12 protein-coding genes are annotated in these 14123 nt (G+C 62.7%); 8 read left to right on the top strand and 4 right to left on the bottom strand.

What is annotated here, in order from left to right; translation table 11 throughout:
- Nucleotides 1-2 precede the first annotated feature (2 nt).
- The 6 genes from ACNQQL_RS11280 (at nucleotide 3) to ACNQQL_RS11255 (ending at nucleotide 8563) form a co-directional block, all read left to right on the top strand.
- Entirely contained in the window at nucleotides 3-1280 is a 1278-nt protein-coding gene (locus tag ACNQQL_RS11280; RefSeq protein ID WP_347064166.1) for a cytochrome c, read from the top strand.
- A 209-nt stretch (nucleotides 1281-1489) separates the two neighbouring features.
- Nucleotides 1490-1909 carry a DoxX family protein gene (locus ACNQQL_RS11275; RefSeq protein WP_347064165.1) on the top strand — a complete coding sequence of 140 codons (420 nt, stop codon included), beginning with the start codon at nucleotides 1490-1492 and terminating at the stop codon, nucleotides 1907-1909.
- A gap of 56 nt (nucleotides 1910-1965) precedes the next feature.
- Nucleotides 1966-3069 carry a porin gene (locus ACNQQL_RS11270; protein WP_347064164.1) on the top strand — a complete coding sequence of 368 codons (1104 nt, stop codon included), beginning with the start codon at nucleotides 1966-1968 and terminating at the stop codon, nucleotides 3067-3069.
- A gap of 941 nt (nucleotides 3070-4010) precedes the next feature.
- On the top strand, nucleotides 4011-7772 hold the full coding sequence (locus tag ACNQQL_RS11265; protein ID WP_347064163.1) for a hypothetical protein: 3762 nt from the start codon (nucleotides 4011-4013) through the stop codon (nucleotides 7770-7772).
- Between the two features lie 101 nt (nucleotides 7773-7873).
- Complete coding sequence (locus tag ACNQQL_RS11260; RefSeq protein WP_347064162.1) at nucleotides 7874-8044, top strand: hypothetical protein; 171 nt, start codon at nucleotides 7874-7876, stop codon at nucleotides 8042-8044.
- An 18-nt stretch (nucleotides 8045-8062) separates the two neighbouring features.
- On the top strand, nucleotides 8063-8563 hold the full coding sequence (locus ACNQQL_RS11255; RefSeq protein WP_347064161.1) for an AAA family ATPase: 501 nt from the start codon (nucleotides 8063-8065) through the stop codon (nucleotides 8561-8563).
- Nucleotides 8564-8602: 39 nt separating this feature from the next.
- Here ACNQQL_RS11255 and ACNQQL_RS11250 read toward each other — a convergent pair whose 3' ends face one another.
- The 3 genes from ACNQQL_RS11250 to ACNQQL_RS11240 all read right to left on the bottom strand — a co-directional run bounded on the left by ACNQQL_RS11250 (nucleotide 8603) and on the right by ACNQQL_RS11240 (nucleotide 11963).
- Nucleotides 8603-9145 carry a cysteine hydrolase family protein gene (locus ACNQQL_RS11250; RefSeq protein WP_347064160.1) on the bottom strand — a complete coding sequence of 181 codons (543 nt, stop codon included), beginning with the start codon at nucleotides 9143-9145 and terminating at the stop codon, nucleotides 8603-8605.
- 232 nt (nucleotides 9146-9377) lie between these two features.
- Nucleotides 9378-10697: an MFS transporter gene (locus ACNQQL_RS11245; protein WP_347064159.1), complete on the bottom strand. Its 1320-nt coding sequence runs from the start codon at nucleotides 10695-10697 to the stop codon at nucleotides 9378-9380.
- Nucleotides 10698-10739: 42 nt separating this feature from the next.
- Nucleotides 10740-11963, bottom strand: a complete 1224-nt coding sequence (locus tag ACNQQL_RS11240; protein WP_347064219.1) for a M20 aminoacylase family protein — start codon at nucleotides 11961-11963, stop codon at nucleotides 10740-10742.
- 143 nt (nucleotides 11964-12106) lie between these two features.
- On the opposite strand from ACNQQL_RS11240, the gene ACNQQL_RS11235 reads away from it, so the two are divergent.
- Both ACNQQL_RS11235 and ACNQQL_RS11230 read left to right on the top strand, forming a co-directional pair.
- A complete protein-coding gene (locus ACNQQL_RS11235) occupies nucleotides 12107-13009 on the top strand; it encodes a LysR substrate-binding domain-containing protein (protein ID WP_072438769.1) in 903 nt (300 codons plus the stop codon).
- A 189-nt stretch (nucleotides 13010-13198) separates the two neighbouring features.
- Entirely contained in the window at nucleotides 13199-13519 is a 321-nt protein-coding gene (locus ACNQQL_RS11230) for a pyrimidine/purine nucleoside phosphorylase (RefSeq protein ID WP_006478890.1), read from the top strand.
- A gap of 92 nt (nucleotides 13520-13611) precedes the next feature.
- Here ACNQQL_RS11230 and ACNQQL_RS11225 read toward each other — a convergent pair whose 3' ends face one another.
- Entirely contained in the window at nucleotides 13612-13947 is a 336-nt protein-coding gene (locus ACNQQL_RS11225; RefSeq protein ID WP_174418674.1) for a hypothetical protein, read from the bottom strand.
- Nucleotides 13948-14123 lie beyond the last annotated feature (176 nt).

The raw sequence follows: 14123 nt of genomic DNA, 5'->3' as shown, positions 1-14123 counted from the left end.
CCGTGCGGAAATCTACTCTCACCTTCCTCGTCGCCGGCTGCCTCGCGCTGCCGGGCCTCGCGCGCGCGGCCGACGCGGCCGATCCGGCGCAGGTCAAGCGCGGCGAATATCTCGCGATCGCGGGCGACTGCATGGCGTGCCACACCGCGAAAGGCGGCAAGCCGTTCGCGGGCGGCCTCGGCATGCCGATCCCGATGCTCGGCAAGATCTACACGAGCAACATCACGCCCGATCCCGATACGGGCATCGGCAACTGGACGTTCGACGACTTCGAGCGCGCGGTGCGTCACGGCGTCTCGAAGAACGGCGACAACCTGTACCCGGCGATGCCGTACGTGTCGTACGCGAAGATCAACGACGACGACGTGCAGGCGCTGTATGCGTACTTCATGCACGGCGTCGAACCGGTCAAGCAGGCGCCGCCGAAGAACGAGATCCCCGCGCTGCTGAGCATGCGCTGGCCGCTGAAGATCTGGAACTGGCTGTTCCTGAAGGATGGCGTGTACCAGCCGAAGCCGGCGCAGAGCGCCGAGTGGAACCGCGGCGCGTACCTCGTGCAGGGCCTCGCGCACTGCAGCACGTGCCACACGCCGCGCGGCATCGCGATGCAGGAGAAGTCGCTCGACGAGACGGGCGGCAGCTTCCTGTCGGGCTCGGTGCTCGCGGGCTGGGACGGCTACAACATCACGTCCGACCCGAACGCGGGGATCGGCGGCTGGACGCAGCAGCAGCTCGTGCAGTACCTGCGCACCGGCAGCGTGCCGGGCGTCGCGCAGGCGGCCGGCCCGATGGCCGAGGCGATCGAGCACAGCTTCTCGAAGATGACGGAATCCGACATCGGCGCGATCTCGACGTACATCCGCACGGTGCCGGCCGTCGCCAGCGGCGACGCGAAGCAGTCGCGCTCGTCGTGGGGCAAGCCGGCCGAGGACGGCCTGAAGCTGCGCGGCGTCGCGCTCGCGTCGTCGGGTATCGATCCGGCGCGGCTGTATCTCGGCAACTGCGCGACCTGCCACCAGATGCAGGGCAATGGCACGCCGGACGGGTATTACCCGCCGTTGTTCCATAACTCGACGGTCGGCGCACCGAATCCGACCAACCTCGTGCAGGTGATCCTGAACGGCGTGCAGCGCAAGGCCGGCAGCGAGGACGTCGGCATGCCGGCGTTCCGCCACGATCTGTCGGATGCGCAGATCGCCGCGCTGACGAACTACCTGACCGGGCAGTTCGGCAATCCGGCCGCGAAGGTGACCGATCAGGACGTCGCGAAGCTGCGTTGACGCGGCGCGCGACGAAGCAGCAGGGCAACATCGCGACATCGCAACATCGAAGAAGAGAGCAGCATCGAACAAGAGGAGGAGCACAGCACATCGGGCCGAGCCCGATGCCGGTTGTTGCAGAGCGGGGCGGGCGGCGCAGGCGGCCGCCCGTCCCGGTTCATTGGCAATCCGGTGCGCCAGCCGCGCATCGTTTTTCGTTGATCGACACCATGACACCGAATCAACCGTTTCTCGCGTCCCAGCGCGATGTGCTGCTGCTGCTTTCCCGTATTCTTCTCGTGATCCTGTTCGTGATGTTCGGCTGGAAGAAGATCGTCGACTTTCCCGGTACCATCGCGTTCATGGGTTCGGAAGGCGCGCCCGCGCCGATCGTGTCCGCGGCGATCTCCGTCGCGATGGAGCTGTTCGCCGGGATCGCGATCCTGGTCGGCTTCCAGACGCGGCCGCTCGCGCTGCTGCTTGCGCTTTATACGATCGGCACCGGCCTCATCGGCCACCATTACTGGACGATGACGGGCGGCGAGCAGATCAACAACATGATTCATTTCTACAAGAACATCGCGATCTCGGGCGGCCTGCTCGCGCTCTGCGCGGCCGGCCCCGGACGTTTTTCGATCGATCGCGGATGACCGGGCGCGCGCATGGGGCGCGCGTCGGATGGTCGAGACTCCGAGGGGGCATCATTTTGCGACTCAAACATTTCGCATGGCTGATCGCGGCCGCCACGCCGGCGGCCGCATTCGCACAAACGAGCGTGACGCTGTACGGCCGTGTCGACGGCGGCGTCGAATACCTGAACCACATCGCGACGCCGAACGGTAGCAAGTCGCGCTGGAGTGCGGAAAGCGGCGACTGGGGCACCAGCATGTTCGGGCTGAAGGGCATCGAGGATCTCGGCGGCGGGCTGTCGACGGTCTTCAACCTCGAAACCGCGTTCCAGGTGATGAACGGCCAGACGGGCGGCGGGCGCATGTGGTCGCGGCGCGCGTATGTCGGCCTGAAGAGCGACACGTGGGGCCAGCTGCAGGCCGGCCGCAACCTGTTCATCGACAGCGACGGCGTGTGGGAATTCGATCCGTTCGTGCAGCAGGCGTTTTCGTCGGCGTCGCTCGTGCGCGGCCGCAACTGGCAGCAAAGCAGCAACAACATCGAATATCACAGCCCGGTGATCGGCGGCTTCGACGTGCAGGCGCAATATGCGTTCGGCAACCAGTCGCGCGGCTTCAACTACGGCGCGGCCGACGATTTCGGCCGCTCGGACGGGATCATGATCTCGTACCATTCGCCGGTGCTCGACGTGCGCGGCATCTACGACGAACTGCGCGACAACAACGGCAAGTTCAGCAATATCTTCACCGCGTCGCGCGAGTACTTCGTCGGCGCGAACGTGAAGGTGTCGAAGTTCAAGATCCAGGGCGCGTATACGCACTACCAGGCGCCGGACAGCCCGGCCGGCGTCGCCGATCGTGCGGATCACTACTGGCTCGGCGCGACCTACACCGCGACGCCGCAGTGGGCGGTGACGGGCGGCGGGTATTACGTGAAGGTCGGCGACGGCGGCGGCGATGCGTCGCACGATCCGTCGGGGCACGCGATGATGTATGTGCTCGGTACTACGTACAACCTGTCGAAGCGCACGTTCCTGTACGGCACGGTCGCGTATGCGCGCAACGGCGGGAATTCGAACTTCTCGTTGCTCGCGACGCCGCGGGATGCGACGTCGGGTACGAGCCCGCTGACGGGCGAGTCGCAGACGGGCGCGTATGTGGGGATGATGCATACGTTCTGAGCGGGGCGGTGTGCTCAGGGGAAGGCACGGGCTGGATAGGCTCGTGCCTTTTTGCGTATATGAGACTCGCTGGATAGCCGCCATGTTTGGTTGCATTTCTCGACTCATTTAATGTGTTGTGCTGGCGTTAAGTGACGCTATATGTGCGCCGCACGTAATTCGTCCGCCATTTTTTTGCCAATCTTGTAGAAAAAAATTATGAGGCGTCGCGCTACCGATAATGCGTGCTCGGTAGGTTCACATTCTATAAAGTTTTAACGAGCTAGAAATTGGGGTATCCGTATTCCGAGGTCGACTTGTCATCGTGCGGCGCAGCGGGGGCATTAGGATGCAAGCGGCTACTAATGCGTCTTAAAATGATTCGTGAAGCCAGCGTCCACGCGTTGCTTACCCGCCTCCCACTCCTGCTAGCAAGTCCTGTATCCCGGGCAAGCTAACGGTGCATTAGAGTGAGCGCTCGCGCAGAAACGTCCTCAACGGGTTCATCGTAAGAGATCGTCGGCAACAGTATTTTGTATCTCGGCAAGCAGAAAGTGATCGACATAATTGGTATCGCTAGCAGACTTGTTCGACGGACGACCAGCGGCCAGACGTAGATGCGGGGTAGCGATCCGTAATTGGCATCATGCGTGTTTGCGATTATGGACTCCTCGCACTTCGCTTGCGGTAGGTGTCTTTTCTCAATAGGCTGTACAGTAAGTTCCGTGCGTCGAAAATCACCATTGACTTTCCATAGAATTCCGATACCGTTATTCAACAATCTAAGAAGCGTGAGTAACTCCATCCCGCCCAGATTGCGATGCCTTTTAGCTTCCATACAGTGAACTATGCCCTTTGATCCGATAGCATTTTCGGCGGTACTGGTCGGTCTTTGCAGGGACCAAATACAAAGGTATACGCCCGGCATCGATCCGAGCGCACCCAACCTCCGGATTGCCGCCTTGTCCATCGCCATCGACAACGTCGCATGTGGCGATGCTGCACGAGCGCGCTTCCAGTCGGTCTTCGACGAGTTCGCCCTGGCTTGGGACCGTGCCAAGCATCACAGCCAAAGACCCGCAGAGATTGAGCAACTGGTTGACGCCGCTGGCGCATCGCTGCCGGCGATGATGGACCGCCTGCGTTCTCGCGATAGCACTGCGGGCGATGAATGGGCAGGCCGACTGTCTCAGATCAACGGCAGCTTGATGGAGGATGTCGCCCATTGGCGGGCAGAGGAAGCCAAGCTGGGCCCGGACGACGGGAGCTACTCTTCCGCGCATAACACCGTACGCGCCGGCTTGGATGCGATTGGCAACTGCCTGCGTGTCGTTCGCGATGAAGCTGAATATGTGGCCAGCTCCTCGTTTAAGGTGCTCTTCGATCCAATCCTCCTGATCGGCGGTGAGTGGGGTACGGGTAAGACACACCTGATGTGCGATGTCACCAGTGAACGCCTTATCCGTGAAGAGCCCACAGTCTTGGTGCTGGCAAAGAACTTCGAGGGCAACGTACTTGCAGATATTGGCGCGCGTCTCGGAGAGGTGATTTCGGTTGAGGACAAGTTTGCCGAGCTAGAGAATGTTGGAAGAGGGGCAAGGGGACGGACTGTTGTCATCATCGATGGCGTCAATGAGGGACGTCGGCGCGAGTGGCGACAGGCGATCGGTGCCTTGCTCTCGCTCGTCGCTGAGCACCCAAACATTGGGTTGGTCGTGACATGTCGGACTCCGTTCGAGGCCATAGCCATTGAAAAGGCCGATCTAGAGAAATTTCATCGACTTCAGCATTACGGTTTCGACGATCAGGAGTTTGATGCACAGGCGGCCTTCTTTCAGTACTATCAGCTGCCACTACCGGAGGTTCCGCTGTTGGACCGCGAGTTCTCGCGCCCTCTCACGCTTAAGCTCATATGCCAATCGCTTCAGAGCCTGTCGGGCAAGAAGCTGGCAAAGGGCTTCGCAGGCATCGCCTCCGGACAGCGCGGTATGACGTATGTGTTGGAGTCATTCGTCAATCGTATTGGGGAGCCAATCGAACACGGATTCGGGCTGCAGCCCAAGGGGTGCTGGGTCTTGCTGAAAGGTGGCGATCAGTTCGCCGACAAACGGATTGCCGGTTTTGCGCCCTGCATGGCAGCGAACCTGCGCGGTTATGTTCTTCCGTCAGAGGCGGACCGAATCGTCGCCGCGAGCTACCCTGCATTACGACCTGCTCAACGGCGCGGGCTTTTGGAGACGATGCGTACGAACGGGCTCATCGAAGAGGACGCCATTTGGTACTCAACGAAATCCGGACAGTACAAGTCACGAGTGGTGTACCGATTGCCCTATCAGAGGTTCAGTGACCACTTGATAGCTAGGCACCTACTCAAGGCATACCTAGATGTGTCATCACCAGCTGCCATCAAGCGCAGCTTTGCGGCCACCTCTCCACTCGCGAAAGTCTTCCGGCTGACCAATCAAAACTTCGGCCACTATGCGGAGCCTGGATGGGCGCAAGCACTGATCACGGAGTTTCCGGAGCGCGTCGGGAAGAAAATCCCTCCAAGGCACCGTGAGCTCTTTTTCGCGTTGTCAGAGGACGTGCAGGACCTGGACGCGTATTTCGAGCCGTTCATCGAGGGCCTTTTCTGGAGGAGTCCGACCGCCTTCACCGAGGGTACGCGGATGATCATCAACAAGTACTTGGGCGTAGGTTCCATGACCTGGGAGCGCGTCGTGGATGCGTTGGCGGCCGTCGCAACGAAGCCCAACCATCCCTATCATGCCAAGCGACTATACAAGTATCTGTCGCGCTACCCGATGGCTGACCGCGACCTGCACTGGTCCGAATACCTACGACGTAGATATGCGTCCCCGACCATCCATCGACTGCTGACATGGGCAGAGAAACTCGACACCGTGAACATGAATCGTGATGCGGCAACCGAGCTTGTGGTGCTGTTTTCCCTGGTCCTGACGACTGTTGTCCGCAGCGATCGCGATCTTGCGACCAAGGCACTCGTACTGATTGGAGAGCAACATCCGGATGTGCTGTTCTCGCACGTTGTGGCATGCTTGAACTTCAACGACCCGTATCTGCCGGAACGGATGCTTGCCGCCGCCTACGGGACGGCTCTGTCGCTGGTCGATTCGAAAAAGGCGACTTCGTTTCGACCGCTACTTGGAGATTTGGCTCAGAAGGTTTACCGGCAGATGTTCGCTCCTCGCGCGCGCCACGCGACGCACCACACGCTCATGCGGGATTACGCGCTTGGCATCATCGAGGTGGCGCAGCGAGCGGGGTGCGTCAATTTGCCGAGAACGGCTGGCCGCTACCTCAGCCGACCATTCCCAAATACCCCATCACCATTCTCCAGCGATGGAACGCCTGACGACTCCGTCAAGGATGTGATTGGGAACGCCATCCGAATGGACTTCGGCAACTACACCATCGGTGGTCTGATCCCTAACAGGGCAAACTACGACGAGACCAAGCCGGACTACGTTCGGGTGCGAGCAAAGATCGAGCGGCGCATGTTCGACCTGGGGTACCGGGCCGAGCGGTTCAAGCATATTGAGTCCGAGATTGGCCGGGACTCCTGGAATGCTGGCGACGAAAATAAGGTTGATCGCTACGGGAAGAAGTATTCCTGGATCGCATTCTTCGAGATGTGGGGTGAGCGCGACGCAAACCGGAAGCTACCGGATTGGCGCCAAGGCAGTCGGACTGCCGACTGTGGTGTAGATCCTACTTTCCCCAAGGCGCCCCCCGAGTGGATGCCCCCCTTGCCGGATCTCTTTGGACCGCCTGCTGCGACTACCGAGGAATGGGTGGCCGGCGGATACACGCCGAACTGGCACACGCTCCTGGTTGTCCCCGAGATCAATGGGCATCAAGGTGAATGGGTGCTCGTTGAAGGATTTGTCCAAGGGGCTGACAGCGCGCGCGATCGAGAGCTCTTCGCATTCCTGCGCGGGATGTTCGTTGCCAAGCAGGACGTGGACACGATCAGGTCGAGGTTCCTGTCGATCGACTACCCAGGGAACCACAAGGTCCCGGACGGAGCCAACGAGTACTATCTGTTCGCAGGAGAACCCGGCCACCGGCATAGCTTCGCGCGGCATCTTCTCAAGCGCAACGACGAATACCGCCGCCAGACGGTGGAGGCGTTCGATGAGTATTTGGCGGACTACAGCTCCGGCGGGAAGCGGTCCACCACTATCAAGATTGCATCGATGTCCGGCGTGACAACGGCCGATGAGGAAGCGTCGGTCCTTGAGTTCGACGTTCCCACCACCCGCCATATTCCGGGTGTCCGGATTGAGCTACCGTCTATCCAGTTTGGGTGGGAATCCTACCACTCCGCGTACAACACCTTCTCGGGCTTTGACATTCCAGCGCCAAGCCTGATCCAGCGTCTTGGCCTCTCCTGCTGTAACCGCGAAATCGACTTCTTCGATTCAAGCGGCCGTCCCGCAACACTCTACAGAGAAGCAGGCGAAGGCTATTTTGGCGGCAAGCACAAGCTGCTCTACGTCCGGGCCGACTTGCTTCGCCGCTACCTCAAAGAGACCCGCCAGGTCCTCATCTGGTGCAACTGGGGCGAACGTGACTGGCTGAAGAAGATGGAAGGATACAGGTTGCTTCCGAACGAGGGCAGACAGCGAGTCTTTCAGACTCACGCGCACATCCATCGGACCTTTTCCCAATGGTCCGCGAAAGATTGCGTCGTGCTGTAGGTGGAAACTTGCTCTAAGTGCTGCGCTTGCGGCGCGTTTCGGCCGCTCACCCGCGACAGCACCGGCATGTCGTCCACGTTACGGTGAGTGAGGCTATTACAATGAAGGTGCACTGGACGCATTTCGAGGTCGATCCAGGTTCCGGTGGGGAATCCATCGAATTCAGTTTCGAGTGGTTTCCCTTTTTTGAAACGGAATGCGCGCTGATCGGAAGGCGTGATTTCTTCCTGCCGATGCTGAAACACTTCATGAGTGAGCATTCGGATGCGTGATTGAACAGAGACCGAAACATGAAGGTTTGCATTATCGGCCCGTCGGGCGCGGGGAAATCGACGATTGCCGTGGAATTGGCACGCAAGTTTAGTGTCACCACGTACGAATTCGACAACGTCTATTGGGACATGAGTGGTACGGAGTTCGTGAAGAACTCGGATGCGTCGATGGCAGCGACCATTGAGAAGATCATCGAGCAGGACAACTGGTTTGTCGAAGGTGCGTACGACAAGCGGATGTATCCGCTGCTTGCCGAGTGTTCACTGATCCTGAGGGTGGAGGTTGCGTTCAGTGTGAGAGCGATACGCTTGATCAAGCGTTTCGTTGGCTCAACGATGACGGGAAAGTTACCCAAAGAGACTTTCAGGAACACCGTCGACTTGATCAAGTTCTCATATCGTTTCGACAAGCGGCTCAGCGAATTTCTGTCGAGAGATGCAGTGCTCTCGAGGAAGGTCGTTTCAGTTCACGACACTTCCTCGTGCATCAAGGCAATCGATGCGGCGACACTTTGCTGAAGCGATCGCGCTCGGACTTCGTCTTGCGAGCACTGTGCATCAGAACCCGCACGCCTCGGTCGTCGTCAGCACCGCGAACGGTCCGCCAAGCGTCGCATTGTGATGCGCGACGATCCGCTCGGCCGGCAGTGCCGGCGTGTCCATGCAGGTGTGCGCGTCGGCAACGAGCACCGCGCGAAAGCCGAGATCGGCGGCGGCGCGGCAGGTCGTATCGACGCAGTACTGCGTCTTCATCCCGGTGACGACGAGTTCGCCGATGTTGGCCGCGCGCAGCCATTCGGCGAGCCGCGTGCCCGCGAAGCAGTTCGGCCGGGTCTTGTCGAACACGGTGTCGCGCGCGGGATCAATCGCAAGTTCCGGCAGCAGCGCGGCGAGCGGCGAATCGGGCGCGATCGGCGTGCCGGCGGCCCCGGTGTGACGCACGGCGAACACCGGCGCACCGCCTTCGTGCGCGAGGCCGATCAACCGGTTGATGTTCGCAAGCACACGTTCGCCGTCGTGCGGACGATCGGGACCATGAAACAGCCCGACCTGCATGTCGACGACGAGCAGCGCGCGTTTGGGGGAAGGGGCTTCGGACATCGCATTCTCCTGAGTGACCGGTACGGACGGAGAAGCGGAAAGACCCCGTCCGGAACCGGCGGGGCCTGTGAGGAATCGGTGGCGCTACGACCTTGCGCGCACTCGCCGCACGAGCCCGCCGAAGGCGGTCGTGCGCGTGGTGGTCGAATGAGTGGTCGTGGCGTGGCGCATGGAACGATCATGCCCGATGCGCGCGCACCACGTCAATCGCGTGCCGCGCATCGGCCGCCGCTCAATCGAGCGACTTCCCGGCCTTCTCATCCATGCATCGCACCGCGAGCAGCGTCAGCACGCCGCACCCGATCGCATACCACGCAGGCGCGTTCGGATTGCCCGTCGCCGCGATCAGCCACGTGACGAAGAACTGCGCGAAGCCGCCGAAGATCGCGACGCCGACGCTGTACACGAGCGCGCCGCCGGTCGCACGCACCGCACGCGGGAACAGTTCGCCGAGCATCGCGCCAGTCGCGCCGATGTTGATCGCATGCACGATCGACAGCGCCGCGATGATCGACAGCAGCGACGCGGCGCCCGGCCAGCGGTTCAGCGCGATGAACGCCGGGTAGATCGCGGCCATCAGCACGATGCGCGTCCACCAGACGATCCGGTTGCGCCCGTAGACGTCGGACAGGTGGCCGCCGATCGGCGTCACGAGCATCAGGATCGCGCCGGCGACGCAGCCGGCCGTCATCGACAGCCAGGTCGGCAGGTGCAGCACCTGCACGCCGTAGATCGCCATGTAGAACACGATGATGTAGTGGATCGACGTGCCGCCGATCGTCACGCCGAGGCCCGCGAACACGGCCTTGCCGTGATGGCGCAGCACGTCGGCGAGCGGCAGCGACGCGACCGGTTCGTCGTGCGCGGCAGCGGGGGCGGTAGCCGGTACCTCCTCGACGGTCTTGCGCAGCCAATAGCCGATCGGCACGAACAGCGTGCCGATGATGAACGGCACGCGCCAGCCCCAGCTTTCGAGCTGTGCGGCATTCAGCGTCGACGTCAGCGCGACGCCGGTGAGCGCGCCCGCGAGCGCGGCGAGCCCCTGGCTCGCGAACTGGAACGATGCGTAGAAGCCGCGACGATGCTGCGGCGCCTGTTCGAGCAGCAGGGTCGTCGATGCGCCGACTTCGCCGCCCGACGCGAACCCCTGCAGCAGGCGCGCGAGCACCAGCAGCAGCGGCGCGGCGAGGCCGATCTGCGCGAAGGTCGGTGCGACCGCGATCGCCGCGGTGCCGAGCGCCATCAGCAGCAGCGTGAGGATCATCGCTTTCTTGCGGCCCGCGCGGTCGGCGTACATGCCGATCACGAGCCCGCCGAGCGGACGCGTGACGAAGCCGACGCCGAAGCTCGCGACCGCGAGCATCAATTGCCCGAACGACGAATGCACGGGAAAGAACAGCTTGCCGATCAGGATGGCGAAGAAGCTGTAGACCGTGAAGTCATAGAACTCGAGCGCGTTGCCGACGGCGGCGGCCGCGATCAGGCGGCGTTTCTTCGCGGCGGCACGTGCATCGGCCGGCGTGCCGGCGAGCGAAAGGGCGGACGTTTCCATGGGGTTCCCCCGGTAAGCGCGAAACTGCGTGGTGAAGGGCCGTCAGGCCGCGAGCCAGGCTTCGGCGACGCGAACCCAGTAGCTCGCGCCGATCGCGAGAATGTCGTCGTTGAAGTCGTAGCCGGGGTTGTGCACCATGCAGCCGCCCTTGCTGCCGATCCCGTTGCCGATGAATGCATAGCAGCCGGGGCGCGCTTCCAGCATGAACGCGAAATCCTCGCTGCCCATCAGCGGCGCGGCGCCGGTTTCGACCCGTTCGGCGCCGAGCATCCCGCGCGCGATATCGGCTGCGAACGCGGTCGGCTCCGCGTGATTGACGAGCACCGGGTGGCCGTAGTCGTAGTCGACTTCCGCGGTGATGCCGAAGCTTTCCGCCTGGCCTTTCACGAGCGCTTCGATGCGGCGCGCGAGCAGCGCGCGCACGTCGGCGTTCAGCGCGCGCACCGACAGCTTCATCACGACGGTTTCGGGAATGATGTTGAACGTCTCGCCGGCCTGCACGCTGCCGACCGTGATCACGGCCGCATGCTGCGCGTCGACCTCGCGCGCGACGATCGTCTGCAGCGCGACCATGATGCTGCCCGCGGCCGACATCGGATCGCGCGCGAAATGCGGCATCGCGCCGTGCCCGCCGACGCCGCGCAGCGTGATCGTCACGCGGTCGGCCGACGCCATCGCGGCGCCGGTGCGGAAGGCCATGTCGCCGGCCGCGCGGCCCGGCATGTTGTGGATCGCGAAGATCGCGTCGCACGGGAAGCGGTCGAACAGGCCATCGTCCATCATCGCCTTCGCGCCGCCGAAGTTTTCCTCGGCCGGCTGGAAGATCAGGTTCAGCGTGCCGGAGAACTGGCGCGTCGCCGCGAGATGGCGCGCCGCGCACAACAGCATCGCGGTGTGGCCGTCGTGGCCGCATGCGTGCATCTTGTTCGCATGGCGGCTCGCGTACGGCAGGCCCGTGGCTTCCGCGAGCGGCAGCGCGTCCATGTCGGCGCGCAGGCCGACCGTGCGCGTGCCTTGTCCTTCGCGCAGCACGCCGACGACGCCCGTCTGGCCGATGCCGCGATGCACTTCGTAACCCCAGCCGGTGAGCAGCTCGGCGACGAGATCGCTCGTGAGTGTCTCTTCGAACGCGAGTTCGGGATGAGCGTGGATGCGGCGGCGCACCTCGACCAGCTCGGGGGCGATCGCGGCGATGCCGGGGATGACGGGGTTCACGGCTTGCAAAATGGTGTCTCCTGTGGGGCCGGTGGGGCGTTTGACGCGCATATGACGTGCAAGCATATAAATTTCTTTTGCGCACCAGAAGCTGCTAAATTGCTTTGGTGCTCACCATCGGTTGCCGCTCGGGAATACCCTTAACCGGCACGCACGGCCACGCACAGGGTTTCCACGGATCACGCATCGCCGCCATGAAATACCATCAGTTGAAAGCGTTCGTCACCGTCGCGGAAGAAGGGAGCATCCGCGCGGCCGCGCGGCGCCTGAACGTGTCTCCGGCGGCGCTGACGAAGGCGGTCAAGGAACTGGAGATCGCGCTCGGCGTGTCGCTCGTCGTGCGCACCGCGCGCGGCGTGCAGCTCACCGCATTCGGCCAGCAATTGCAGGTGCGCGCGCGGCTGATCGTCGCCGAAATGCAGCGCGCCCGCGACGACATCGAGCAGGCGCAGGGGGCGACGACGGGCTCCGTCGCGGCGGCGATCACGCCGGCCGCCGCGGTGACGATCCTGCCTGATGCGTTTCGCGCGTTCCGGCGCCGCTTTCCAGTGGCGCGCGTCAACCTGATCGAAGGGTTTCCGGGCGTGGCGTTGCCGCGCCTGCACGACGGCTCGCTCGATTTTGCGGTGGCTGTCGTCGTGCCCGAATTGCTGGCGGCCGAGTTCGATCATGCGGAGCTTTATGCGAGCCGTTCGCTGATCGTCGCGCGCAACGAGCATCCGCTCGCGTCGGCCACGTCGCTCGCCGATCTCGTCGAGGCCGACTGGCTGATGAATCCGTCGCCGGAAAGCTCGACGCAGGCGCTGTTCAATTCGTTCGTCGCGCATGGGTTGCCGGTGCCGGCGCGCATCGTCGAATGCCCGAGCTTCGGGCTCGCGCACAGCCTGATGACGGGTTGCGACCTGATCGCGTCGATGCCCGAGCAACTGCTTCAGGGCGAGTGGGCACGCGATCGGTTGACGGTGCTGCCGATTCGCGAGCGTTTGCCGGCCGTGTCGGTGCAGGTCGTCACGCGCCGCGACAGCCCGCTGACGCCGGCCGCGGCGATGCTGCTCGATTGCCTGCGCGATTCGGCGCGACGCAAGGGGCTGCGATGAGCCGCTATCTGTCGGCTGCGATCGTCATCGCGTAGTCATCCTGACAATCCGGCATGCAGCGCCGCCGTCGTTTGACGGGCACGCAGTTCCGGAGTAAGCCGCGCGAGCCGGTATCATAGCGGCCGGCCCGCCGCTCCGGCCGGCTTCCAACAACATCGCCATCCGGCATCCAGCAAGCAGAGGCATCACATGACCAGTGCAACCCAATTCGACAACGTATCGGTCGTCAAGCGCGCGAACGTCTATTTCGACGGCAAGTGCGTGTCGCATACCGTGCTCTTCCCGGACGGCACGCGCAAGACGCTCGGCGTGATCCTGCCGTGCGCGCTCAACTTCGGTACGGACGCGCCCGAATTGATGGAAGTGCAGGCCGGCAAGTGCCGCGTGAAGCTCGACGGCAGCAGCGAATGGCAGACCTACGGCGCCGGCGAATCGTTCTCGGTGCCGGGCAAGAGCCGCTTCGACATCGAAGTGCTCGAGACGCTCGACTACGTCTGCAGCTACCTGTAAGCGCGGGCGGCAGCAAAAGAAAAGCCCCGCCGAAGCGGGGCTTGTCGCAAGCGGATGGCGCACGGCCATCCGGAGCGCCTGTTCTCGTCTCGTTACAGGCAGGCGTTGATGTCGCCGGCCGACGACGCATCGCCGCCGCGGAAACCGACCCAGGTCTTCGCGTTTGCGGCGTTGGCCGGGCGCACCACGGCAGCGGCGCCATTCGGCGGTTGCTGGCCCGGTGCATAAACTGCCATCGCGAGGCCGTTCGCCAGTTCATACTGCGACGTCACCTGTTGCTGCGACTTGTCGGCCCAGGTCTTCGCGATGCACTGCGCCACCTGGTCGGCGGGTTTCTGGCTTTGTCCCACGTTCTGCAGGGCAGAATCGGCTGCATGAGCAGAAAATGCCACGGTCAATGCGATGAGCGGTAAGTATTTCACGTTCACGTTATCTCCCTCGAGTCGTGATTGATTGAGTGGGATGCGCAGCAGTACTGCGTACTAATGAGATCGCAGCGGACAAGCACGGTTCCGGCTATTCCGAAACAAGTTGTTAACGCGCTTGCCAAACGGCAGCTACGGTGCTGTGCACTCTGTTGCGGCGCGGCATGCATCGTGTGCGG

Source organism: Burkholderia sp. LFS061 (genome assembly GCF_047978125.1).
Classification (GTDB): Bacteria; Pseudomonadota; Gammaproteobacteria; order Burkholderiales; family Burkholderiaceae; genus Burkholderia; species Burkholderia pyrrocinia_C.
The sequence above is the reverse complement of the archived record's forward strand: the minus strand, read 5'-3'. Positions and strand labels throughout refer to the sequence as shown.